Source organism: Primorskyibacter aestuariivivens (assembly GCF_028023675.1).
Taxonomy (GTDB): domain Bacteria; phylum Pseudomonadota; class Alphaproteobacteria; order Rhodobacterales; family Rhodobacteraceae; genus Marinovum; species Marinovum aestuariivivens.
Genome location: NZ_JAQIOZ010000012.1, coordinates 1 through 21,067, shown reverse-complemented (window position 1 = coordinate 21,067; position 21,067 = coordinate 1). Strand labels below are relative to the sequence as shown.

Annotated in this window: 22 protein-coding genes; 6 read left to right on the top strand and 16 right to left on the bottom strand. The window is 62.9% G+C overall.

Annotated elements, in window-relative coordinates; all coding sequences use genetic code 11:
* Positions 1–43: 43 nt before the first annotated feature.
* Positions 44–919 (bottom strand): 4-hydroxy-tetrahydrodipicolinate synthase, encoded by an 876-nt coding sequence (gene dapA, locus PGB28_RS13135; protein WP_271421974.1) that lies wholly within the window; start codon positions 917–919, stop codon positions 44–46.
* A 211-nt stretch (positions 920–1,130) separates the two neighbouring features.
* Here dapA and PGB28_RS13130 point away from each other — a divergent pair, with 211 nt between their 5' ends.
* Complete coding sequence (locus tag PGB28_RS13130; RefSeq protein ID WP_271421973.1) at positions 1,131–3,092, top strand: lytic transglycosylase domain-containing protein; 1,962 nt, start codon at positions 1,131–1,133, stop codon at positions 3,090–3,092.
* Here the strand turns inward: PGB28_RS13130 and PGB28_RS13125 are convergent.
* Positions 3,057–3,929: a DMT family transporter gene (locus PGB28_RS13125; protein WP_271421972.1), complete on the bottom strand. Its 873-nt coding sequence runs from the start codon at positions 3,927–3,929 to the stop codon at positions 3,057–3,059. The two genes, PGB28_RS13130 and PGB28_RS13125, sit on opposite strands and share 36 nt — an antisense overlap.
* Positions 3,929–4,597: a tRNA (5-methylaminomethyl-2-thiouridine)(34)-methyltransferase MnmD gene (gene mnmD / locus PGB28_RS13120; protein WP_271421971.1), complete on the bottom strand. Its 669-nt coding sequence runs from the start codon at positions 4,595–4,597 to the stop codon at positions 3,929–3,931. Before mnmD ends, PGB28_RS13125 begins: the two co-directional genes overlap by 1 nt.
* Before the next feature lie 61 nt (positions 4,598–4,658).
* Here mnmD and PGB28_RS13115 point away from each other — a divergent pair, with 61 nt between their 5' ends.
* Positions 4,659–5,690, top strand: coding sequence for an NAD(P)/FAD-dependent oxidoreductase (locus tag PGB28_RS13115; protein ID WP_271421970.1), 1,032 nt, complete (start codon positions 4,659–4,661; stop codon positions 5,688–5,690).
* Here PGB28_RS13115 and PGB28_RS13110 read toward each other — a convergent pair.
* From PGB28_RS13110 to PGB28_RS13080, 7 genes are all read right to left on the bottom strand, one after another.
* The gene (locus tag PGB28_RS13110) at positions 5,687–6,307 is read right to left on the bottom strand and encodes a trimeric intracellular cation channel family protein (RefSeq protein ID WP_271421969.1); all 621 of its coding nucleotides are present in this window, start codon (positions 6,305–6,307) and stop codon (positions 5,687–5,689) included. The genes PGB28_RS13115 and PGB28_RS13110 overlap by 4 nt on opposite strands.
* On the bottom strand, positions 6,304–6,762 hold the full coding sequence (rnhA, locus tag PGB28_RS13105) for a ribonuclease HI (RefSeq protein ID WP_271421968.1): 459 nt from the start codon (positions 6,760–6,762) through the stop codon (positions 6,304–6,306). The genes PGB28_RS13110 and rnhA overlap by 4 nt, the downstream gene beginning before the upstream one ends.
* Positions 6,755–7,351 (bottom strand): class I SAM-dependent DNA methyltransferase, encoded by a 597-nt coding sequence (locus PGB28_RS13100; protein ID WP_271421967.1) that lies wholly within the window; start codon positions 7,349–7,351, stop codon positions 6,755–6,757. Before PGB28_RS13100 ends, rnhA begins: the two co-directional genes overlap by 8 nt.
* Positions 7,348–7,803: a DUF3429 domain-containing protein gene (locus tag PGB28_RS13095; RefSeq protein ID WP_271421966.1), complete on the bottom strand. Its 456-nt coding sequence runs from the start codon at positions 7,801–7,803 to the stop codon at positions 7,348–7,350. Before PGB28_RS13095 ends, PGB28_RS13100 begins: the two co-directional genes overlap by 4 nt.
* 42 nt (positions 7,804–7,845) lie before the next feature.
* Positions 7,846–10,050 (bottom strand): caspase family protein, encoded by a 2,205-nt coding sequence (locus PGB28_RS13090; RefSeq protein ID WP_271421965.1) that lies wholly within the window; start codon positions 10,048–10,050, stop codon positions 7,846–7,848.
* 67 nt (positions 10,051–10,117) lie between these two features.
* The gene (locus PGB28_RS13085; RefSeq protein ID WP_271421964.1) at positions 10,118–10,849 is read right to left on the bottom strand and encodes a gamma-glutamyl-gamma-aminobutyrate hydrolase family protein; all 732 of its coding nucleotides are present in this window, start codon (positions 10,847–10,849) and stop codon (positions 10,118–10,120) included.
* Entirely contained in the window at positions 10,846–11,811 is a 966-nt protein-coding gene (locus tag PGB28_RS13080) for an amidoligase family protein (protein WP_271421963.1), read from the bottom strand. Before PGB28_RS13080 ends, PGB28_RS13085 begins: the two co-directional genes overlap by 4 nt.
* A gap of 147 nt (positions 11,812–11,958) precedes the next feature.
* On the opposite strand from PGB28_RS13080, the gene PGB28_RS13075 reads away from it, so the two are divergent.
* Together PGB28_RS13075 and PGB28_RS13070 are read left to right on the top strand one after the other, a co-directional pair.
* Positions 11,959–12,672 carry a cytochrome c biogenesis CcdA family protein gene (locus tag PGB28_RS13075; protein ID WP_271421962.1) on the top strand — a complete coding sequence of 238 codons (714 nt, stop codon included), beginning with the start codon at positions 11,959–11,961 and terminating at the stop codon, positions 12,670–12,672.
* A 17-nt stretch (positions 12,673–12,689) separates the two neighbouring features.
* Positions 12,690–13,106, top strand: coding sequence for a thioredoxin family protein (locus PGB28_RS13070; RefSeq protein ID WP_271421961.1), 417 nt, complete (start codon positions 12,690–12,692; stop codon positions 13,104–13,106).
* 39 nt (positions 13,107–13,145) lie between these two features.
* On the opposite strand, the gene PGB28_RS13065 is transcribed toward PGB28_RS13070, so the two are convergent.
* Genes PGB28_RS13065 through PGB28_RS13055 form a run of 3 tightly spaced genes read right to left on the bottom strand, consistent with a single transcriptional unit; the run spans position 13,146 to position 15,680 of the window.
* Entirely contained in the window at positions 13,146–14,153 is a 1,008-nt protein-coding gene (locus tag PGB28_RS13065) for an Ldh family oxidoreductase (RefSeq protein WP_271421960.1), read from the bottom strand.
* Between the two features lie 42 nt (positions 14,154–14,195).
* Positions 14,196–15,377 (bottom strand): UxaA family hydrolase, encoded by a 1,182-nt coding sequence (locus PGB28_RS13060; protein ID WP_271421959.1) that lies wholly within the window; start codon positions 15,375–15,377, stop codon positions 14,196–14,198.
* Between the two features lie 12 nt (positions 15,378–15,389).
* On the bottom strand, positions 15,390–15,680 hold the full coding sequence (locus tag PGB28_RS13055; RefSeq protein WP_271421958.1) for a UxaA family hydrolase: 291 nt from the start codon (positions 15,678–15,680) through the stop codon (positions 15,390–15,392).
* A gap of 110 nt (positions 15,681–15,790) precedes the next feature.
* Here PGB28_RS13055 and PGB28_RS13050 point away from each other — a divergent pair, with 110 nt between their 5' ends.
* On the top strand, positions 15,791–16,510 hold the full coding sequence (locus PGB28_RS13050; RefSeq protein WP_271421957.1) for a GntR family transcriptional regulator: 720 nt from the start codon (positions 15,791–15,793) through the stop codon (positions 16,508–16,510).
* Positions 16,511–16,619: 109 nt separating this feature from the next.
* On the opposite strand, the gene PGB28_RS13045 is transcribed toward PGB28_RS13050, so the two are convergent.
* The 3 genes from PGB28_RS13045 to hisD are packed head-to-tail and all read right to left on the bottom strand — an operon-like array spanning position 16,620 to position 19,652.
* The gene (locus tag PGB28_RS13045) at positions 16,620–17,597 is read right to left on the bottom strand and encodes a zinc-dependent alcohol dehydrogenase (RefSeq protein ID WP_271421956.1); all 978 of its coding nucleotides are present in this window, start codon (positions 17,595–17,597) and stop codon (positions 16,620–16,622) included.
* A complete protein-coding gene (locus PGB28_RS13040; protein ID WP_271421955.1) occupies positions 17,594–18,352 on the bottom strand; it encodes an SDR family NAD(P)-dependent oxidoreductase in 759 nt (252 codons plus the stop codon). Before PGB28_RS13040 ends, PGB28_RS13045 begins: the two co-directional genes overlap by 4 nt.
* Positions 18,345–19,652: a histidinol dehydrogenase gene (hisD, locus tag PGB28_RS13035; protein WP_271421954.1), complete on the bottom strand. Its 1,308-nt coding sequence runs from the start codon at positions 19,650–19,652 to the stop codon at positions 18,345–18,347. Before hisD ends, PGB28_RS13040 begins: the two co-directional genes overlap by 8 nt.
* Positions 19,653–19,900: 248 nt before the next feature.
* On the opposite strand from hisD, the gene PGB28_RS13030 reads away from it, so the two are divergent.
* Positions 19,901–20,941 (top strand): LacI family DNA-binding transcriptional regulator, encoded by a 1,041-nt coding sequence (locus PGB28_RS13030; protein WP_271421953.1) that lies wholly within the window; start codon positions 19,901–19,903, stop codon positions 20,939–20,941.
* Positions 20,942–21,067: the final 126 nt, after the last annotated feature.

Sequence of the window (21,067 nt, the reverse complement as noted above, 5' to 3'; positions counted from 1 at the left end):
GTCTTGTAAGACATTTGCAAAAGTTTCGAAAACTTTTGCCGGCCTAGTTCATCAGCCCCGCGTGACGCAGAGCGCTGTCCAGCTTGGCACGCGTCGGTTCCGTCACCGGCGTCAGCGGCAGGCGCACCTCGTCCGAGCACAGGCCCAGCTGCGACATGGCGTATTTCGCGCCGCAGAGGCCCGGCTCGGTAAAGATGGCCTGATGCAGCGGCATCAACCGGTCCTGGATCTCCAGCGCCTTGGCGTAATTCCCGGCAAGGCAGGCCTCTTGCAGGCTGCTGCACAGTTTCGGCGCCACGTTCGCCGTGACCGAAATGCAGCCCACACCCCCCTGTGCGTTGAACCCGTGCGCGGTGCCGTCCTCGCCGGAAATCTGCAGAAACTCGGGGCCACAGGTGATCCGCTGGGCGCAGACACGCGCCAGATCGCCGGTCGCATCCTTGACGCCGATGATATTCTTAAGCTTGGCAAGCTGACCCATCGTGGCGGGCGACATGTCCACGACCGACCGTCCGGGAATGTTGTAGATGATGATCGGCAGGTCCACCGCGTCATGCAGCGCCGTGAAATGCGCGATCAGCCCGGCCTGTGTCGGCTTGTTATAATACGGCGTGACCACCAGCGCCGCATCGGCCCCCACCTCCTTGGCGTGGCGCATAAAGCGAATGGCCTCGGTCGTGTTGTTCGATCCGGCCCCGGCGATCACCGGAATGCGGCCTGCAGCGGCCTTGACCACCTCGGAGACGACCAGCTCATGCTCGGCATGGCTGAGCGTCGGGCTTTCACCGGTGGTGCCGACCGGGACAAGCCCGTGCGAGCCCTGGTCCACGTGCCAGTCCACGAGTTTTCGGAGCGTGTCCAGATCAACCTCGCCGTTCTTGAACGGCGTGACCAGTGCAGGCATGGATCCTTTGAACATGGGTACGCTCCTTTTTACGTGTTGCACGGCGCGAGAGCCGCAATGATCCGCCCATGACCCAAACGTGAGTTGATCGGCCGGGCCGGGCCTCTAATGTCTGAGTGGTGTCTATTCCTTTTCAGATCAGAAATTGCAAGTCATGATGCGACTTCCCCTTGTGTTCCTCACGTTCTGTGCATTTGCGCCGCCACTCCCTGCCCTGGCTCAGGATATGGCTCACGATATGGCTCAGGATATCGGCGCGCAGATCAACACCAGCCTGCGGCCGCAGGCGCGTCAACAGGTCGAGATCCGGGCGCTGGCTGATGCCATGGACGCCATGCGCAACGGGCGCTGGCAGGATGCGCTTGATTCGGCATTACGTGATGGGCAGGTCGCGCGCGACGTGATCGAATGGCACCGCTTGCGCGCGGGCCATGGCGATGCCGCCGCAGTGACGGATTTCCTCGCACGCAACGGTGATTGGCCGGGCCTGCAGTGGCTTGCCGAAAAGAGCGAAGCTGCCATGGCGGATGCATCGGTTGCCGACAGGCTGGCTTTTTTCGCGAGATTTCCGCCGCAGACGGGCGCAGGTGCCCTGGCACATGCGGATGCACTGCTGCAGTCCGGGGAAAGCGGCGCAGCGCAGGCAGGGCTCGTTCTGGCCTGGCGCACGCTGTCCCTGTCGGACGAAGAACAAACCGAATTTCTCAAACTCTACGGCCCGCTTCTCAAACCCCATCACGAGGCGCGGCTTGACCGGATGCTGTGGGAGGGCTGGAAGGTCAATGCGCTGAGAATGGAGCCGCTGGTCTCCGATGGCTGGAAGAAGCTTGCGCGGGCGCGCATTGCGTTGCGCGACCGGGCGGGCAATCCGGACCCGCTGATCGCGGCGGTACCGGCATCCCTCGCCGACCATCCCGGGCTGGCCTATGAGCGCTTCGAATGGCGCATGCGCAAGGGGCTGCGTGACAGCGCGACCGAGTTGCTCCTTGAGCGCTCGACCAGTGCGCAAGCGCTTGGTGAGCCCGAATTCTGGGGCCCGCGCCGACGCGACATGGCCCGGCGGGCGATGCGCGAAGGCAAAGCGACACTGGCCTATCGGATCGCCTCTACCCATTTCACCACGACGGGGCGCAGTTTTGCCGATCTTGAATGGCTGTCGGGCTTTTTGTCCCTGCGCTTCCTGAACGATCCTGACACCGCCATCACCCATTTCTCCCGCTTCCGCGAAGACGTCTTCACGCCCATCTCGGTCGGGCGCGCGGGCTATTGGCTGGGGCGGGCGCATGAGGCGGCAGACAACGCCGAAGCTGCGAAAACGGCCTATGCGCTTGGGGCCGCCTACCAGACCAGCTTTTACGGGCTGCTCGCCGCGGAACGTGCGGGCCTCCCCTTCAATACCGCGCTGGCGGGCTACCGCCCCGAGGCGGATTGGAAAACCGCGGATTTCACCCGCTCCAGCGTGCACAAGGCGGCGCTCTTGCTGTTGGCGTCCGGGGAAAACTGGCTGGCCGAGCGGTTCTGGACCCATCTGGCGGAATCGCAGGATGAGCCGAACCTGCACCTGATGGGCAAGATGCTGGACGAGCTGGCGCAGCCCCATATCGCGGTGATGCTTGGCAAGCGCGCGGCGCAGGCCGGGCTGGAGATTGCTGCGCCCTATTATGCCCTGCATCCGGTGGCGGCGGGCGGGCATCCCGTACCCAAGGAACTGGTGCTGGCCATTGCCCGGCGCGAGAGTGAGTTTGACCACCGGGTGATCAGCCCGGCAGGCGCGCGCGGGTTGATGCAGGTCATGCCAGGCACGGCTCAGGAGGTCGCGCGCGAGCTGGGAATGACATATCGCAAGGCTAACCTGACCAGCGACTGGGACTACAACGCCAGGCTGGGCGCGGCCTATCTCGACCGGTTGGCGCGGCAGTTTGACGGCAATCCGGTGATGATGGCTGCGGGTTACAATGCCGGACCGTCGCGCCCGATCCGCTGGATGCGCGACCGGGGCGATCCTCGTCGGGGTGCGGTGGACGTGATCGACTGGATCGAGATGGTCCCGTTTACTGAAACGCGCAACTACATCATGCGGGTCACCGAAAGCCTGCCGGTCTATCGCGCGCGGCTGGGCAAGGACCCGCACCCGGTGCCATTCTCAAAGGAGCTATCCGGCGCGACGCTTCTGCCGCTCTCGCCATAGGGTGAACAGGCCCGCGCCGATGATCAGAGCCGCGCCGATGGCCACGTTGGTGCGCAGGGTTTCGCCGAAAAAGACCATCCCAAAGGCCGAGGCAAAAGGCATCTGAAGATAGGCAAAGGGCTGCACCGTGCTGGCTTCGGCCACTTCGTAGCATTTGATCAACAGGTAATGCCCGCCCGCCCCGGTGACGCAAAGACAGCCCATCCAGACCCAGTCCATGGGCGTCATCGGCTCCCAGAACCAGATACCAATGGCGGTCATGAATACCGCGCCAACAGTGCCGGTCCAGAAAAACGAGGTCGCCGCGGAATCGCGACGCGCCACAAAGCGGGTCAAAAGCCCGTAAAGCGCGAACATCGACGCCGAGAGCAACGGGATCAGCGCGTAGGGTGAGAACACGCCCGCGCCCGGTCGGATGATGATCAGCACACCGATAAAGCCCACGCCGATGGCGGTCCATCGCCGCCAGCCGACCTGTTCGCCCAGGATCGGGCCGGACAGGGCGGCGATCAGCAGAGGATAGCAGACAAAGACCGCATGGCTCTCCACCAGCCCGAGATAGGTGAAGGCCAGCACCATGACGCAAATTTCGGCTGCCAGCAGCAGCCCCCGGAACCCCTGCACGAGCGGCTGAGAGGTCTGCGCCGCAGCCCGGAGCCCACCGGCCTTGCGCGCCGAAATCGCAATGACAAAGGCGGCAAAGAACCAGTAGCGGATCATCACCACCATGAGCACGTTGTAAGTGGAGGCCAGATGCTGCGACAGCCCATCCTGCAAGGCGAACACAAAGGTCGTGGCCACCATGAGCCAGATGCCCAGAACGGGATCGTTGCGCATCAGAGCCTCGCTGTCGTCATGTGGCGTTTGCGGCCAAAGCCGGGGACGCGGGTCACGGTGAACCCTGCCGCCTCAAGCCCCCGCCGCACATGGCCCGCCGCCGTATAGGTGGCCGCCGTTCCGCCCCGGACGGTGTGGCGGGCCACTTCTGCCATCAGTTCCGCGCCCCACAGCTCGGGATTCTTGGCCGGGGAAAACCCGTCAAGAAACCATGCGTCGGCCTTGCCCGACCAGAGTGGCAGCGTTTCGCGCGCATCCCCGGTGATCATCGCGAAACTCAGATCACCCGTCTCGAACACGCTCTGCCCCGCCTCCCACCAGGTGCGCAACTCTGCCGCAAGATCCGCGAGTTCCGGAAACGCTGCCTGTGCCGCGATCATGTCGGGCGCGGCCATCGGAAAGGCCTCAAACGTGGTGAATTGCAGCTTGCTGGGCGCGCCTGCGTCACGGAATGCTTGCAAGGCGGTCAACAGGTTCAGCCCGGTGCCAAACCCCAGTTCGGCAATGTGAAATCCATCCCGGAACCGCGCAGGCAGGTCGTTGCCCGCCAGAAACACATGCCGCGTCTCCGCCAGACCATTGTCGAGCGAGTAATAGGGATCATCGAACCGGGTGGAGACAGGCACGCCGCCGTCCCGCCACTCCAGTTCCGCGCTCTGGTCAGTCATGGACCGCTGCCTTATGGATCGGTGAACGGGGCGAGATAAACGGCAGATCGGGGAAATGGCAATGGTCGATGTGACGGTGCGGGGCGCGGGCGTTTTCGGCCTGTCTGTGGCGTGGTGCTGCGCCCGGCGCGGCGCGCGGGTGCGCGTTGTCGATCCTTTCGGGCCGGGGGCCGGGGCCTCGGGCGGGCTGGTCGGCGCGCTAGCCCCGCATGTGCCGGAAAACTGGAACGAGAAGAAAGCCTTTCAATTCGACAGCCTGATCATGGCCGAAAGTTTCTGGGCAGATGTGGCAGCGGCTGGCGGGCACGATCCGGGTTACCTGCGTTCGGGCCGCTTGCAGCCTTTGGCCGATGACCACGCGGTCGCGCTGGCCCGGCAACGTAGTGAAACCGCGCGCGAGCTGTGGCAGGGCAAGGCGGTTTGGGAGGTGATCCAAGCCTCGGACTCCGGGGATTGGGCACCACAATCGCCCTCTGGCCTGCTCATCCACGACACGCTAACCGCACGGCTGCACCCGCGCAAAGCCTGTGCGGCGCTGGTGGTGGCCTGCGCGGCACGCGGTGTTGAGATTGTGCGCGAGGCCAAAGACCAAGGCGCGATCATATGGGCCACCGGCGTGCATGATCTGGAGGCCATGAGCCACCCGGCAGGCCGCACGCTTGGCAATGGGGTCAAGGGACAGGCCGCATTGTTGAGGTTCGAGGCGCGGGACAGGCCACAGCTTTTCGCCGATGCGCTGCATATCGTGCCGCATGGGGACGGAACGGTGGCAATCGGTTCCACCTCTGAGCGGGACTATGACGATCCTTGCGCCGTGGATGCGCAGTTGGACGACGTGATTGCCCGTGCGCGGGCCGCTTTTCCGGTACTCGCCGGTGCCGAAGTGCTTGAGCGTTGGGCCGGAGTGCGCCCCCGCGCCCGCAGCCGCGCGCCGGTTCTGGGGCCGCATCCGCTGCGCAATGGTGCTTTCATCGCCAATGGTGGTTTCAAGATCGGCTTTGGCATGGCCCCCAAGGTGGGTGCGGTGATGGCCGATCTGGTGCTTGACGGCATTGACCGCATTCCCGACGGGTTCCGCCCCGAGACGTTTTAAGCTTTGGGCGGTCGGCTCTTGTAGACCGGCAGCGACCAGCCAAAGCGCAGCGATCCGGCGCGCAAGGCCCATGTCAGCGCCGCGCAGCCCAGCAAAGCCAGCCCATTGCCCACGCCCAGCGCCTGCAAACCCAACGCGGCTATGGCTCCGGCCAAGGCCGCCGTCGCGTAAAGCTCGCCCTGTCGCAGCACGACAGGCACCTCATTGGCCACCACATCGCGCATCAACCCGCCAAGGCAGCCCGTGGAAATGCCCATGATCACCACGATCACCGGCGACTGATCAAGGCTCATGGCCACCCCGGTCCCTGCCGCAACAGCCACGGCCAGCGCGAATGTGTCCAGCCACAAGAGCCACTGCAACCGGCTCTCCACCAGATGCGCGGTGAAGAACACCAGACCCGCCGCGCCCGCCGCCACAAGCACGAAGCCGGGATCGGCGATCCAGAAGATCGGATGACGGTCCAAGAGCAGGTCGCGCACCGTGCCGCCGCCCACCGCCGTGAGCGAGGCGAGAAAGGCAAAGCCCACAATGTCCAGCTGCGCCCGCGATGCCGCCAGCGCTCCGGTCAGGGCAAAGACCAGCACCGAGGCGTAATCGAGCGCGGTGAGGATCATGCCTTTTCCTTGAACGGGGCCATGCCCGCGCGGGCCAATTCGTCGGCACGTTCATTCTCGGGGTGACCCGCGTGGCCCTTGACCCATTCCCATGTCACGTCATGGCGTTCCTGTGCCGCGTCCAGCCGTTGCCATAGCTCGACATTTTTGACCGGCTTCTTGGCCGCGGTTTTCCAGCCATTGCGCTTCCAACCATGAATCCAGCCGGTCACGCCGTTTTTCACATAGGCGCTGTCTGTGACGACGGTGATCTTCGAGGGCCGCTCCAGCGCCTCAAGCGCGTGGATCGCCGCCAGCAATTCCATCCGGTTGTTGGTGGTCCCCGGCTCGCCGCCTTTGAGCTCGCGCTCCTTGATCACGGTCTCGCCTTCCTTGGCCTGCAACAGCGCGCCCCAGCCGCCCGGGCCGGGATTGCCGGAACAGGCCCCATCGGTGTAGGCAAACAGCTCAGCCATGGGCCATCACGCTGAACCATGGCTCGCGCTTTCCGCTCAGTCCGGGATCAATGCCGCGGGTGATCTCGCCCGGCGTAAAGCCATGGGCGCGCAAAAGACCGGTCATCTCGTCTTCCTCGTAATAGGTATAGAACCGGCCTAGGTCGTCGCGATGCTCCCCCGAGCCGGTTTTGACGGCAATGACAAAGGGGCCGCCGGGTTTCAAGGCCCGATGCAGCGCATCCAGATGCCGGGGCAGATTGGCGCGCGGCGCGTGCAAGAGCGAGAAGCTGGCCCAGATCCCGTCATACAGGTTGTCACCGGTGATGTCGTCAAAGGTTGCCTGACGCGCCGTGACACCAGCATGCTTTCCGGCCAGCGCGATCATCTCGGCCGAGGCATCCAGCGCCATCACCCGTAACCCCGCATCGGCCATCAGTCCCGATGACGTCCCCGGCCCACAGCCAAGATCCAGCGCATGGCCACCCGGCGGCATGGCGACGATAAACGCCTTGAGCCGTGGATCGCGGGTCATCCCGTCAGCGGTCAGGTTGACGTAATCCTCGGCTTTTTCATCATAGAGGCGAATGGTCTGGTCATCAGCGGTCACAGAAACACTCCGGCGGTCAGGCATGCGGTGACCACCACAGTAATGCCGATCCTCAGTTTCATCCACCATGGCGGGGCCAGCTTTTTCACCCAGAAAAACCAATCCAGCCCGAGAATTGCGATGAACCCCGCGATCAGGCTTTGGCCCGCCGCCACCGGGCCCCCGCCAGTGGTGAAAAACGCCCAGAGCGCGGGCAGCACGGACAGGGCGTAGCAAATGGCCGCCAATTGGCCAGTGGTCTTTGTGGCAAAGCCCCAGAGCACGCCGGACATGAAACTCAGGATGATCGCCCCGTAATAGAGCTGCACATAAGGTCCGACAAATCGCGGCCCCAGTGTGCGGGTACCCCAATCGGCCCAATCGGGCGCCAAAGTGGTGAAGGCACCCCAGATGAACGGGAGGATCCCGGCTATGCCAAGGATCAATGCGCTGCGCGGGATCGTTCGGGTCATGTCAGTCCTCTGGTTGGCTCGCCAGAGGCACTTAGTGCGCGATCAGTCCTGAACCAGAAAGACGAAATCACCGCCATCATGACCGGCCCCGTAGATGCGGCGGAAATCCGGTTCCTGGAACCCGCCGACCGAGACCGCCTGATTGACGCGGGAATAGAGTTCACGGGCGGAAAAAGCGGTTTCCTCGGGGTTTTCCAAGGCGGTCAGCAGCGCCCGGGCAAAGACCGAATGCCCATTGCCGCCGCCATCCAGCACCGGCGCATTGCCACCCGAAGACATGACCACGCGCGACCGGCTTTCCGACATGCGCTGAAGTTGCTGCAGCCGCTCCTGCGCCGGGATGCTTTCGGCTTTACCCTCTTCGGCGCTGCGCAGAAGCATGCCCGAATAGCAACTGTCCGAAATCACCAGCACATTGCCCGCTTCCATGGTCTGTAGCGTGTCATTCAGCGTCTTGGCATCAAAGAACGTGGCCGGGTAATCCAGCACCGCGTCGGTGGGCAGCCAATAGGCGGCATTGGTCGCCGTATCATATTCGCCATGTCCGGCATAGAAGATCAGCACAGAATCCCGCGGCCCGGCCAACCGCGCCAGAGCGCCCAGAGACAGCGCAATGTCGCGCTGCGTGGCATCGTGGAGAAACAAATCAACCGTGCGCCCCGAGGGCAGTTCCACTTCGGTGGTGAACCCGTATTTGCCCACCAAAAGATCGCGCACCGCCTCGGCATCACCAATCGGCGTCTTGAGATCGGGAATGCCCGATCCGTCGTCATAATCCTGACTGGCGATGATCAACGCATAGCGTTTGCCCTGCCCGATCACTTCGCGAATATCGCCCTCGTAGAACAGTTCGAAATCGTAGCGCAGGCTTTCGTTTTCATCGGTGATTGCATGCACGGCAATACGGTTCACCCCGGTCCTGAGCTTGTAGCGTGCGAGGAATCCCGCCTCGCCCTCAAGCTGGGCGACGCTGCCATTGATCTTGACCTGTATCGGCTTGCCGCGCGCGTCTATCCGACCACGGATTTCAAGCTCGGGTTTTTTCAGCTTCATCGCGGCGCGGGTGATCTGCGGGCTGTCGATCAGGATCTGAGGCGAGCGGAACAGATCCTCGGGCCGGTCCTCGGCAATGAGGTCCAGATCGGGTTCCGTGGCGACAAAGGTGTAGTCCTGATCGCGCACATCCTCGGACACCTGCCCCCGGATATGCCGGGCCAACGCACCGATGGTGGTGCGCTCGGACAGGGTGATGGCGGTGGCCAGCTGATAGGACAGCATGCCATAGATCTGCGCATCCTCGGCCCCCGGCGGCAGGCGGCGTTCGATACCCGGACTGCCGCGCCCGGTGCCGTAGAAGATCGACAATTGCCCCGCATTCGGTCCCAGTAGCGTTGGGGTCCAATTGCCCAGACACTCCGCGCCGCAACTATCGCGGGCCGCCAAAGACAGGCGGGGATAGAGGTTCCGGTCAATCCGCGCCTGCCGCGCCTCAAGATCGAAATCCGTGGCGGAAGGCGCGTCCAGAATGACGTTCACATGCGCGCCACGATTGCGCAGCTGCGTCACGAATTCAGACAGTGCCGCAGCAGAGAGCAACGCGCCACTGTCCTTGCGTGCAAGATTGAGCAACAGGAAGGGCGCGCTTTCGATGGCATTGTCGGCGAGAGAGCGCGACATCGACTGTCCGCCCAGTTCGCTCAGGTATATGTCCTTGGAAACACGTCCAAATGGGCCACCCGCCTCTTTTGGCAAACCAATGGCCGAGGCATTGAACGCAAAGCCCGAGAAATGCACGATCATGGAATCGTTGCAATCCAACCGGTCGAGAAAACCGCGCGCCACCTGTTGCAGCTTGCCATGGGTCGCGTCACGGCCTGTGAGCCTCTGGATGTTGGCGGGTGCAACGCCCCGCAGGGTCAGCGCATTGGCAAAAAGATCAACGTCATTGGCGGGGCCATCCAACGCGATGAATTCCGTACTGCGTCCGGCACCGATCAGCAGCGCATGGGTTTCAGGGGTGTTTCCCGGGCCGCAATCGGCAGGCGGCAGGTCCTCAAGCGTGGGGGCCGCAAAAAGCGGTTCGTCAAACCCGTCGATCCGGTCACGAAACGCCGCGTACCAATCCGCATTCGACCATTCCTGTTCCTCTTCCTGCGGCGTTTGATCCGCACCGTCCACGGGTGTGCTGCCCGGCATTGCGGGCGTCGCCAGAAGCATGAGACCAAGGGAAAAGGCGCGTAGGAACATGGTCCAAGGTTAGAAAGCCCGCGCCCGCCTGTCACGTGAAATCCACCGCCATTCCGGCACCATTCCGTCACAGAATATGCGGGGTTTCCTCAACGTCCTTGCGCACGGTTTCGATCTGGTTGGCCTGATCCCGGCACGCCGCTGCCGCGGTGACCAGCGCGCGAAAGATCGCCCGCTGGCGATGCGCATAAAACAGATGCTCCGGATGCCATTGCACACCCAGCGCAAAGGGATCGCTCGTGCGCTCAATGGCCTGGATCATCCCGCCGTTGTCCAAAGCCGCAACCCGCAATCCGTCCCCCAATTGGTCCACCGCCTGCGAATGCAGCGCGTTAATCCGCATGGGCTTGGTCCCTGACAACCCGGCCAGTCTGGTCTCTTCGCAGATGCGCACCGTTTTGCGCGGCAGAATCGTCCAGACCCGGTGCGAGGCCTCATAGACCCCATAGGCGTCCTGATGCAGCGTCCCGCCGGACGCCACGTTCAGCATCTGGCTGCCCCGGCAAATGCCAAGCACTGGCTTGCCCCGCTCGAACGCCGCGCGCACCAACCCGCGCTCCAGCTTGTCGCGGGCGGGGTCCAGCCGCGCCGATGTCACCAGCCGCCCGCCATAAAGGTCGGGAGAAATATCGTCGCCACCGCCAATGATGATCCCGTCCACCGCGTCGATATCGGCCTCGCGCCCGGCGACCCAGCGCACGGCACGCCCACCTACCAGCCAGACATTCAGCGCCACCAGCGGAAAGATGCGCCAGCCCGACCGGCGCGACGTCGTGACTCCGATCACCGGTTTGCTCAAGCTGCGCTCCCCGAAATGCCGTAGTTTTGCATGATCTCGGCGGCACGCGTGGCCCAGCCCTGCCGGATCAGCGTGATCGTGCCATGATCATCCAGCCATGCTGCCGAAAGCCTGTCCACAAGCTCATGATTCTGCGCCACCTGTTCGACGATCACCCAACGCTCCCACTCCTGCGCCAAGGTCCAGTCGGGTTCATCAATGCGGCAATCCGGCAGGCGGAAATGAAAGGTCGGGCGCGCCGATGTCGCCGATGGCAAAAGCCGCTCCATCAGGTCCGGCAAGCGATGCGTCAGGATGGGCAACATATCCAGACCCCGGTTCCGCGTGGCATTATGGGCCACATAGAGATGCGCGAGGTCAGACAGGCTGATGTCCCGCCCTGCACCGATCAGCTCTCTGACGAACTCTGTCGGATAGGGCGCGGTAAACGGAAGAACACGCCGGGTTTCGTCAATGGGATAGGTCGCACGCATCCAGTCTTCGATCAGCGCATAGGCCATCAGCGGGTCGCGAATGTCAGAAACATTTTCCGAAGCCAACTCGATGTTGAAGTGAATGCCAAAGCCAAAGAACAGCCCCGCCGAACTGCCCAGCGCGCCCGCTTCTCTGAGCGCGCGGACCAGATCTTCCAGACGCGGCAGGTCCTTGGGCAGCAACGGCCCGGTGACCAGTTCGATCGGAATGACCTCGCGGCCGATCCGAATCGCAGCGTCGCGCAGCGCACTTTTTTCGGCTTTTCGAAACGACGCATCAAGATAGATGTCCAGATCGCCGATCTCTGAATTGCGCACCGTCCAGAGCGTATCTTCGCCCTGAGCGACCTCGCCGCCCAGAACATCCCGGGCGATCCGTGCCGCGCGGCCTTCGGAGATGCCGCTCATTTCGATTTCGACCCCGATGCGCCTGGGCGCACCGTCCGGGCCGTTCGGTGTGGGAAGCGCTGTGAAAGCGTCCGGGGGCATGTGTTTCCTCGTCTCTTAAGGTTGGATTTAGTCCGGCTTGCCAAACATACCAGACACTCGCATTGGTTCCGTCGCGTCGGCCACTGAAATTCCCACATCACCCACTTGTCAGATGACATTTCAAAGCATGCACCGCACAAAACCCGCATGGAATTGTTGTTTGCATATGGTGCAGGTGTTCTGACCCTGATCAACCCCTGTGTGTTGCCGGTGCTGCCCATCGTACTGGCGTCTGCGCTGCAATCCGGGCGCGGCGGGCCGGTCTGGTTCATGGCGGGGATGAGCCTGTCCTTCGTTGCCTTGGGCGTGGGGGTGACGGCCTTTGGCCACCTGATCGGGTTGCGCATCGACACGATCTCGCAGATCGGGGCGGTGATGATGATCCTGTTCGGCGCGGTGCTGCTTGTCCCGCGCTTCACCGCCGCCTTTTCGACCGCCACGGCGGGCATGGCGGCGCGGGCGGATGCGCGGATCGACGATCTGGATCGCTCCGGCGCTGCGGGACAGTTCCTTGGTGGCGTTCTTCTTGGCGCGGTCTGGAGTCCCTGCATCGGCCCGACGTTGGGCGGGGCCATTGCGCTTGCCTCGCAGGGCGACAATCTTGGCTGGGCGACGCTGATCATGATCGCCTTTGCCGCCGGTGTCTCGACCATCATTCTGGCGCTGGCCTATGGCGCGCGCTCCGCCCTGCAACGCAGGCAGGGTGCGCTGCGCCGGATTGCGGACTATGCCCGCCCGATCCTTGGCCTTGTATTCCTTCTGGTCGGGACGGCTATTCTCTTCAAACTGCACCATGTCATCGAAGCCTGGGCGCTGGAGGCTATGCCCGCCTGGCTTGTCGATCTTTCCGTATCCCTCTGACCTCACAGGAGACTTTCATGAAACGTCGCGATTTCCTTGTTCTGTCCGCCGTCGCCGCAGCCGCTGGCCTGCCGATGCAGGCCCATGCCGCGCCGCTGGATTACAAGCCCGGCATGCTTAAGGACCGGTTGAATGCCGGAGAAACCGTTTTCCTTGATTTCAAGGCGGATTGGTGCGGCACATGCCAGGCGCAGGAACGCGTGATCAAGGCGCTCAAGGAGGAAAACCCGGCTTATGAAGCCAATATCACCTTTATCAATGTGAATTGGGACGTGTACGGCAGTTCGCAAATGGCGAGCCGGATGAAAATCCCGCGCCGCTCGACGCTGGTCGTGCTCAAGGGGGATGATGAGCTTGGCCGTCTTGTTGCGGATACCCGCGAAGACAAGATCCGCGCATTGATGGATGTCGCGCTGAACGCGTCAACCGCCTGATCCTGAGCCGGGCCACGGGACACCCCATGGCCCGGCCAGTTACATTCCGGCGAGCCTGCGTGCCTCGTCGAGATAGGCGGTCGGGACCGCAACCCCGTCTTGCTCAGCCGCAGCAAGCGCCGCCAAACGGCGGCTCCCCGGCAGGCGCGCGCCGTCCATGGCAGTAATCTCGCCCAGCAACGCCTCAAGCCGCGCCGCGAACCCGACACTGTCGCCGGGGCGTAGCATCAACAGGAACTGCCCGGACCCCGGCGGGGGACCATCGGCGCTGAAATAGGACGACATTTCGGAGCTGAAATTGGCACCGCTCAGCACCGCAGCCAGTATTTCAACCATCAGTGCAAGAGCCATTCCCTTGGCCTCGCCAATCGGCACCATGGACCCCGCCAATGCGGCCTCCGGGTCGGTCGTCGGCTGGCCCTTGGCGTCCAGCGCCCAGCCTTCCGGGATGGGTTGGCCGGTCTTTTTGGCGTTCATCACTTTGCCCCGCGCCACGCGCGACAGGGACAGGTCGATCACCAGTGGCGACGCATCCGCGCGCGGCGCGGCAAAGGCGATCGGGTTTGTCCCGAAAAGCGGTGTGCTCGCGCCCCATGGGGCAATGGCCGACGGCGTATTGGCCACCATCAACCCGATCAGGCCCTCGCGCGCGATCCGGTCCACCTGCACCGACAAGGCACCGCAATGATGGGAGCGAGTGACAGTGACGGCGGCGCAGCCATTGGCCTTGGCCGCCACGACACCGCGCGCGAACGCCAGATCCAGCGCGGGATAGGCAAACCCGTGGGCCGCATCCACATGCAGCGCCGCGGGTCCGGTCTCGGTGCAGTTGGGCTGCGCGCGGCCATTGACCTTGCCGCTTTTGGCCTGTGCCACGTAATCTGCAAGGCGCGAAAACCCGTGGCCGACCTGCCCTTCGGCCTCCGCCGCGACAAGCGCTTGCGCCACGGAACGCGCGGCGGCATCGCTCACGCCATTGGCCGCAAAGGCCCGATGCAAGAGCGCCGTGGCCTCGGCCATCGTAATGATTTCTTTGTCTGCTGACATATTGGAACCGGCGGGCGGCGCAATCACCGCCCGCACATGTCCTCAGGCGCTGCGATAGAGCTTGGTCATCGAGAATTCCCGGTGACCCAGCGCTTCGGCGGCTGTGTTGCGCCCGTTGGCGGTGCGCACGATCATCTCGATCAGCGCATCACCGGCCTCATCAATGGTCTGCTCGCGGCGCAGGATGCCCGAGACATCCACATCCACATGCTCGCCCATTGTGCGCACGGTGCGTGGGTTGGCGGTGATCTTGATCACCGGCACGATGGGGTTGCCCACCACATTGCCCTGACCGGTCGGGAAGGTGTGGATCACCGCACCGCCCGCCGCCATCAGCGTCACGCATTCCGCCGCCGCCGAGGACGAGTCCATGAAATACAGACCATTGCCCGATTGCGGCATCTCTGCCGGTTCGAGAATGTCGATATATTGCGAGGTCCGGCCGATCTTTTCGAGATTGCCCAGCGCCTTTTCCTCGATGGTGGTCAGGCCGCCCTCGATATTGCCCTTGGTGGGCTGGCTGTCGGACAGGTCATCGGTCTGGTGCGCAAAGATCACGTCGTCCTGATAGGCCTTCCACATCTTGTACCAGCGCTCGCCCACCTCTTCGTTGATGGCGCGTTTCTGGCAGATATGCTCGGCTCCGGTGATTTCCGAGGTCTCACCAAAGAAGCCATAGATGCCTTCGGGCAGCAGCTTGTCATACATGTTGCCGACCGTGGGGCAGGAGCCAAGACCGGTGGTAGTGTCGCTCTCACCGCATTTGGTGGACACCCAAAGCTCGGAGATCGAGCATTCCTCGCGCTGCAGTTCAGTCGCCCAGTGGACATATTCCTTGGCGGCCCAGCTTGCGGCGCGGATGGTTTCAAAGTCACCGTTCTGCTCGATGGAGAACTCTGCCACCGGTTTGCCGGTTGCGCGGATGCCATCAGCGATACGCTTGGTCCAGCCCGGTTCGATCCCGATCACCACAACAGCGGCCACGTTCGGGTTGGCCCCGGTGCCGATCATGGTGCGGAAATGCAACTCAAGGTCTTCGCCGAACTGCAGACGGCCATAGGCGTGCGGGATCGCCATCGTGCCTTTGACATTGTTGGCGACCGCTTCACAGGCGGCGTTTGAAATGTCGTCCACGGGCAGGATAACCACGTGGTTACGCACACCCACACGGCCGTTTTCACGCCGGTAGGCCTTGACTGTCATGTTGGAATATTTCGATGCCATGTCCTGACCTCCTTACCAGCGCTTGGTTTTGCAGTTGTGGGTGTGCACATGCGCGCCCTTGGGGATGTCGGCGATGATCTTGCCGATGTCCTCGCCATATTTGATGGCCGTGTCGCCCTCTTTGAAATCCTTCAGAGCGATCTTGTGCCCGATTGGCACATCGGCACCCGCCGTCAGGCGGAAGGTGGAATTGTCATGGGTCACACAGCACAGCATGTCGGTGCCGGCCGTCAGCCCTTCGACCACCACAACGCCGACATTGTCGTCATGTTCATGCACCAGAAGATGGGGGATTTCAGACATGGAACGCTCCTCTCGTATGTCTTAAGTCTTATATAAGACTTAAGACCTTGGAAGAGTCAATCAGAACCGGTAGACTTGCCGGGGTAAACAGTCCGGAACCCGGGGCGAAAATGACAGAATCTGCAACAGGTCTGACCGCAAAGCCGCTCTATCAACAGGTGCGCGAGCGTCTGGTGACGCGTCTGATCGATGGCGACTGGGTTGCAGGGGACGTGATTCCCAGCGAGATTCAGCTGGCCCGCGAACTTGGCGTGTCGCAGGGCACGGTGCGCAAGGCGCTGGACGAGATGGTGCGCGACAATATCCTGCGCCGCAAACAGGGGCGCGGCACGTTTGTCGCGAGCTCGGATGATGCGGAATTCGTGTTCCAGTTCTTTCGGCTGCAACCGGATGGCGGGGAGCGCGTGCTGCCATCCTCACAAGTGATTTCGGTCAGTCGGGACAAGGCTACCGCTGCCGTGGCACAGGCACTGGACATTGCGCGCGGCACGGAAACCTTCCGGATCGAACGGGTACGCAGCCTGAATAACCGCCCCGCCATTTCCGAGACCGTGATCCTTGTCCGGGCGCTGTTCGACGGCTTCCCGACTCGGGACGTGCCGAACAATCTCTACAATCTCTACGCCAAACGCTGGGGCATCCGGATCGGGCGCACCGATGAACAACTCAAGGCGGTGGCAGCAACAGACACAGATGCAGAGCGGCTGAACTGCGCCCCCGGCGCCCCGCTCTTGCGCATCGAACGGATTGCACATGATTTGGGCGGCACGCCGGTAGAGCTACGCTTGTCGCATTGCCTGACGGATGGGCTGCATTATTCCGCAGGCTGAGATGTCAGAGGGCAGCCACGTGCAACCGTAGCACCGGAAACTTTTGAAGTTTCCGGACCGATTTCAATCAATGAAATCGATTATTTGTGAACTCGTTCCGGAAGAGCCATCAGTTCGGCTTGAGCACAATCTTCGGTGCCGCCACCCGGCCCGCGCGGATATCCTCGAACGCTGCCGCCCCGTCGGACAGCGAGCGCTGTTCTATCCAGTCCAGCGCGCCCAACCGTCCGTCGAACATCGCCTGCGCCGTATCGCGGAAATCCTGCGCCGTGTATGTATAGGTGCCGATAAAGGTGATCTCCTGCAGCGTCATGCGCCGCACGTCCAGACCGCCGGAATCCTCGCCCAACCCGATATGCACGATCACCGCGCCGGGTGCTGTGAGTTCCGACGCCACCGCCCGCGTTGCTGCATATCCCACGGCATCCACCACCATCGGCCATAGGCCCGCGCCTTGGCTGACCGCAGCAATCCCGCACTGCTGTTCCAGATAGGTGCGGCGCGTCGGGTTCGGCTCGACAATCGTCACGTCCTCGCATCCCATGGCCCGAAGAGCCAGCGCCGCCGCCAGCCCGATCGCCCCGCCGCCAATCACCAGCGCACGGCGTTCGTCGCCCGGATGTAGCGCCGCCAGACCCAGCTTGGCGCTATGCCAGCTTACCGCCATGGGTTCCGCCAGCGCCGCCTTTTCAAGTGGGAAGTCATCCGGCACGGTCACGAGGTTTTCCTCGCGCATCGTGACATATTGCGCAAAGGCCCCTTCGCGCGGCGGCATGGAAATGATCTTCCGCTCCGGACAGAGATTCTCGCGCCCGGTTAGGCAGGCAGGACAGGTCCCGCAATTGACCAGCGGATTGATGGTCACACGGTCGCCATCCCGGGAACCACCAGTGATCACGCCTGCCGCCTCATGCCCCAGGATCAAAGGCGCAGGACGACGCGCGTCATGGCCCAGAAAGGCATGCATGTCCGATCCGCAGATGCCGGAGCTGTCGATGCGGATCAACACCTGGCCAGGTTCCGCCACCGGGTCGGCCACATCCCGGAATTCAAGGGCCTCTGGCCCGGTATAGACAAGCGCCTTCATTTCGCGGTGAACCCTCCATCAACCATCAGGATCTGTCCTGTCACATATCGCGACGCCTCGGAACACAGGAACAGCAACGGCCCGTCGATATCCTCAAGCGCCCCGTTGCGCCCGATACAGGTCTGCGCCGCATTGCGCGCTGCGCGGTCCGCATCATCAAAGACCGAAGCGGTCAGTTCCGTCGGGAAAAATCCCGGCCCCAACGCATTGGCCGTGATGCCGTCACGCGACCACGCCTCGGCCATGGCGCGGGTCATCTGCGCCACGCCGCCCTTGGCCGCGCCATAAGAGATGCCGCCGGGAAAGGCGCGAAAGGATTGCAGCGACGCAAAATTCACGATTCGTCCCCAGCCCTTGGCTCGCATATCCGGCACCATAGACTGAGCGAGGAAAAACGGCGCGCCGAGATTGATCGCGATGGTCGCGTCCCAGCCCTCGGGCGTGACATCATCTGCCACCTGCCGTGTGTTCAGCCCCGCTGCGTTGATCAGGATATCGGGCGCGCCGAACGGTTCGCGGATACGCGCCACTACGTCAGACAGCCCTTCGCGGTTCGCGATATCCGCATCCACACCGACACAATCGCCTTCGGCCTCGGCACAAAGGCTGTCCAATGCATCGCGTCGACGGGCCACCCCCACGACCTTTGCCCCTGACCGCGCAAGGGTCAGCGCGGCGCGGCGCCCAAGCCCCGAGCTTGCCCCGGTAACACAAGCCACGCGGCCCGCGACGTCGAAAAGGCCAGGTTCAGCCATCGGCGGTCAGATCAAATGCCTCGTCCGGGAAGTATTTCCGGAGCCGGATATCCGCAGACCGGGCATGCCCCTCCATCCCTTCGAGCCGTGAAATGCGCGCCGTTGCTTCAGCCACGGGTTTTGCCCCTTCGCGGGTGGCGCGCTGCCACGTCACGATTTTCATGTATTTGTGCACGCTCAGGCCGCCGGTATAGCTGGCCGCGCCCGAAGTGGGCAGCACGTGGTTCGTCCCCGACGCCTTGTCGCCAAAGGCCACGGTGGTTTCCTCGCCCAGAAACAGCGATCCATAGCAGGACAGACGCTCCAGCCACCAATCCAGATCAGCCGCCTGCACGGTCAGGTGCTCGGGTGCGTATTCATCCGAGGTCGCTGCCATTTCCTCGCGGTCGGCACAGAGGATCACCTCGGCATAGTCGCGCCACGCGGCGCGCGCATTGTCGCGGTTCAACTCGGGCAGATCGTCGATCAGTCCCGGCACAAGGCGCATGACTTCTTCTGCCAGCGCCCTGTCGTCGGTGACCAGCCAGACCGGCGAGTTGTAGCCATGCTCGGCCTGACTCACCAGATCGGTTGCGACCACCATCGGATCAGCAGTGCTATCAGCAAGGATCAGGCTGTCGGTCGGTCCAGCGATCATGTCGATGCCGACACGGCCAAACAGCATCCGCTTGGCTTCGGCCACGAACTGGTTGCCGGGGCCAACAAGGATATTCGCCTTGGGCAGGCCAAACAGGCCAAAGGTCATAGCCGCAACCCCCTGTACCCCGCCCATGGCAAGGATCTTGTCCGCGCCACAAACATGCGCGGCGTAGATGATCGCGGGCGCGATGCCGACACCGGGGCGCGGCGGCGAACAGGCAACGATGTTGGTGCAGCCGGCAACCTTGGCGGTCGTCACGGTCATGATGGCGCTTGCGATATGGCTGTAGCGCCCGCCCGGCACGTAGCAGCCCGCCGCATGCACCGGGATCGCCTTTTGCCCGGCGATCAGACCCGGCGTCACCTCGACCTCGAAATCATGCACGGTGGCGCGCTGCGCCTCGGCAAAACGTTTGACGTTGGCATGTGCAAATTCGATATCCCGGCGCAGCTTTTCCGGCACCTTTGCCGCCGCCGCTTCGATGGCCTCGGGCGTCAAAAGGATGTCGCCCTCGTATTGATCGAACTTGGCCGCATATTTCAGCGCCGCCTCATCACCACCGGCCTCGATATCATCGAGAATGCCACGCACAATATCGCGTGTTTCGCTCGCATCGCTGCGGGCGTGAAGCGTTGCTTTCTTGAGATAGTCTCTCGCCATGGTCCGGATCCCGTCTGAGTATCATGAGGCCGTGCTACCGGTGCATCCACGCCAGCGCCGGACCGGGCCAAGCGCAACGAACCAAGGACGCGCAGGTCACAAACAAGGTTGATTCGGGAGAAATGTAAGCGCTTGCATATTTTCTTGCAAGCGCTTACAGAAAAACTATGCACGGCATTCGGGCATAAGTGCAAGCACGAACCCGAATGCACGCCCTTTGACCCGTTCATCAAGGAGTCCCTCCGCCGGTGGCCCCATCCGACACACAGCCCGAACCTACGGTCCCGACGCTGGAAGATGTGGCCAAAGCGGCCTCGGTCTCCACGGCCACCGTGTCGCGCTGTCTCAATTCACCGGAACGCGTCTCCGAGAAGACTCGCACTAAGGTGATGGAAGCCGTGCGCAAACTGGGCTACGCGCCAAATTTCGGCGCTCAGGCACTGGCGGCGAAGCGCACCAATACCTTTGGCGCGATCATCCCGACGATGGACAACGCCATCTTTGCCCGCGGGCTTCAGGCCTTTCAGGAAGAGCTGCACCGCAATGGCGTGACGCTTCTGGTCGCCAGTTCATCCTATGACCCGCAATTGGAAGAGGATCAGATCCGCGCGCTCGTGGCGCGGGGCGCGGACGCGCTCTTGCTGATCGGTCATGAGCGGACGGCGCAGTCCTACGCCTTTCTTGAACAACGCCAGATTCCCTGCGTCGTCGCCTGGGTCTACACACCGGACGCGCCCAGGATTTCGGTCGGGTTCGACAACCGGCAGGCCATGAAATCCATGGCTGCTGAAGTCATTGGATTGGGGCATCGGCGGCTGGGCTATATCTCGGCCAATCGCGGCGACAATGACCGCGCCCGCGAACGGTTCATGGGCCTGTGCGATGCGATGCGCGAGGCCGGGCTGGAGCCGTCAGAGCTGCACCTACGCGAAACACCCTATTCCATTGCCGATGGCGCGGCTGCATTTGCCGATCTGATGGAGGATTCCCCACGTCCAACCGCCGTCCTGTGCGGCAATGATGTGCTGGCCGCCGGGGCCTTGCAACAGGCCCGCAAGTTGGGGCTGTCGGTGCCGCGTGACGTGTCAGTCACCGGGTTTGATGATCTCGACATTGCCGAGATCGTCACCCCGCCGCTGACCACCGTGCATGTGCCCCATCGAGACATGGGCCGCCTTGCAGCAAAGGCGCTGCTGGATATGCGTAACGGCACGCCACCACAGGCCAGCATCCATCTGGACGCCACGATCCGGTGGCGCGAAACGCTCGCAGCCCCGCCCGAAAACTGACCCTAACTGTTTGATCCCACGGTTTGATGGTGTGATTTTTTCTCAGGAATTGAAGGAAGCATTATGGGACAAGTTCGTCACGGGAGCGCCACGACCACGTACGCCGTCAGAGCTGCAATACAGCGA

What these genes read in the sequence shown, in the direction of transcription:
- PGB28_RS13095 (WP_271421966.1), bottom strand. Translation starts at nt 7,803, where the DNA reads ATGACCCGAACGATCCCGCGCAGCGCATTGATCCTTGGCATAGCCGGG.
- hisD (WP_271421954.1), bottom strand. Translation starts at nt 19,652, where the DNA reads ATGGCGAGAGACTATCTCAAGAAAGCAACGCTTCACGCCCGCAGCGAT.
- PGB28_RS13060 (WP_271421959.1), bottom strand. Translation starts at nt 15,377, where the DNA reads ATGGCATCGAAATATTCCAACATGACAGTCAAGGCCTACCGGCGTGAA.
- dapA (WP_271421974.1), bottom strand. Translation starts at nt 919, where the DNA reads ATGTTCAAAGGATCCATGCCTGCACTGGTCACGCCGTTCAAGAACGGC.
- PGB28_RS13050 (WP_271421957.1), top strand. Translation starts at nt 15,791, where the DNA reads ATGACAGAATCTGCAACAGGTCTGACCGCAAAGCCGCTCTATCAACAG.
- rnhA (WP_271421968.1), bottom strand. Translation starts at nt 6,762, where the DNA reads ATGGCTGAGCTGTTTGCCTACACCGATGGGGCCTGTTCCGGCAATCCC.
- PGB28_RS13075 (WP_271421962.1), top strand. Translation starts at nt 11,959, where the DNA reads ATGGAATTGTTGTTTGCATATGGTGCAGGTGTTCTGACCCTGATCAAC.
- PGB28_RS13090 (WP_271421965.1), bottom strand. Translation starts at nt 10,050, where the DNA reads ATGTTCCTACGCGCCTTTTCCCTTGGTCTCATGCTTCTGGCGACGCCC.
- PGB28_RS13045 (WP_271421956.1), bottom strand. Translation starts at nt 17,597, where the DNA reads ATGAAGGCGCTTGTCTATACCGGGCCAGAGGCCCTTGAATTCCGGGAT.
- PGB28_RS13065 (WP_271421960.1), bottom strand. Translation starts at nt 14,153, where the DNA reads ATGTCAGCAGACAAAGAAATCATTACGATGGCCGAGGCCACGGCGCTC.
- PGB28_RS13130 (WP_271421973.1), top strand. Translation starts at nt 1,131, where the DNA reads ATGGCTCACGATATGGCTCAGGATATCGGCGCGCAGATCAACACCAGC.
- PGB28_RS13070 (WP_271421961.1), top strand. Translation starts at nt 12,690, where the DNA reads ATGAAACGTCGCGATTTCCTTGTTCTGTCCGCCGTCGCCGCAGCCGCT.
- mnmD (WP_271421971.1), bottom strand. Translation starts at nt 4,597, where the DNA reads ATGACTGACCAGAGCGCGGAACTGGAGTGGCGGGACGGCGGCGTGCCT.
- PGB28_RS13110 (WP_271421969.1), bottom strand. Translation starts at nt 6,307, where the DNA reads ATGATCCTCACCGCGCTCGATTACGCCTCGGTGCTGGTCTTTGCCCTG.
- PGB28_RS13040 (WP_271421955.1), bottom strand. Translation starts at nt 18,352, where the DNA reads ATGGCTGAACCTGGCCTTTTCGACGTCGCGGGCCGCGTGGCTTGTGTT.
- PGB28_RS13055 (WP_271421958.1), bottom strand. Translation starts at nt 15,680, where the DNA reads ATGTCTGAAATCCCCCATCTTCTGGTGCATGAACATGACGACAATGTC.
- PGB28_RS13115 (WP_271421970.1), top strand. Translation starts at nt 4,659, where the DNA reads ATGGTCGATGTGACGGTGCGGGGCGCGGGCGTTTTCGGCCTGTCTGTG.
- PGB28_RS13125 (WP_271421972.1), bottom strand. Translation starts at nt 3,929, where the DNA reads ATGCGCAACGATCCCGTTCTGGGCATCTGGCTCATGGTGGCCACGACC.
- PGB28_RS13080 (WP_271421963.1), bottom strand. Translation starts at nt 11,811, where the DNA reads ATGCCCCCGGACGCTTTCACAGCGCTTCCCACACCGAACGGCCCGGAC.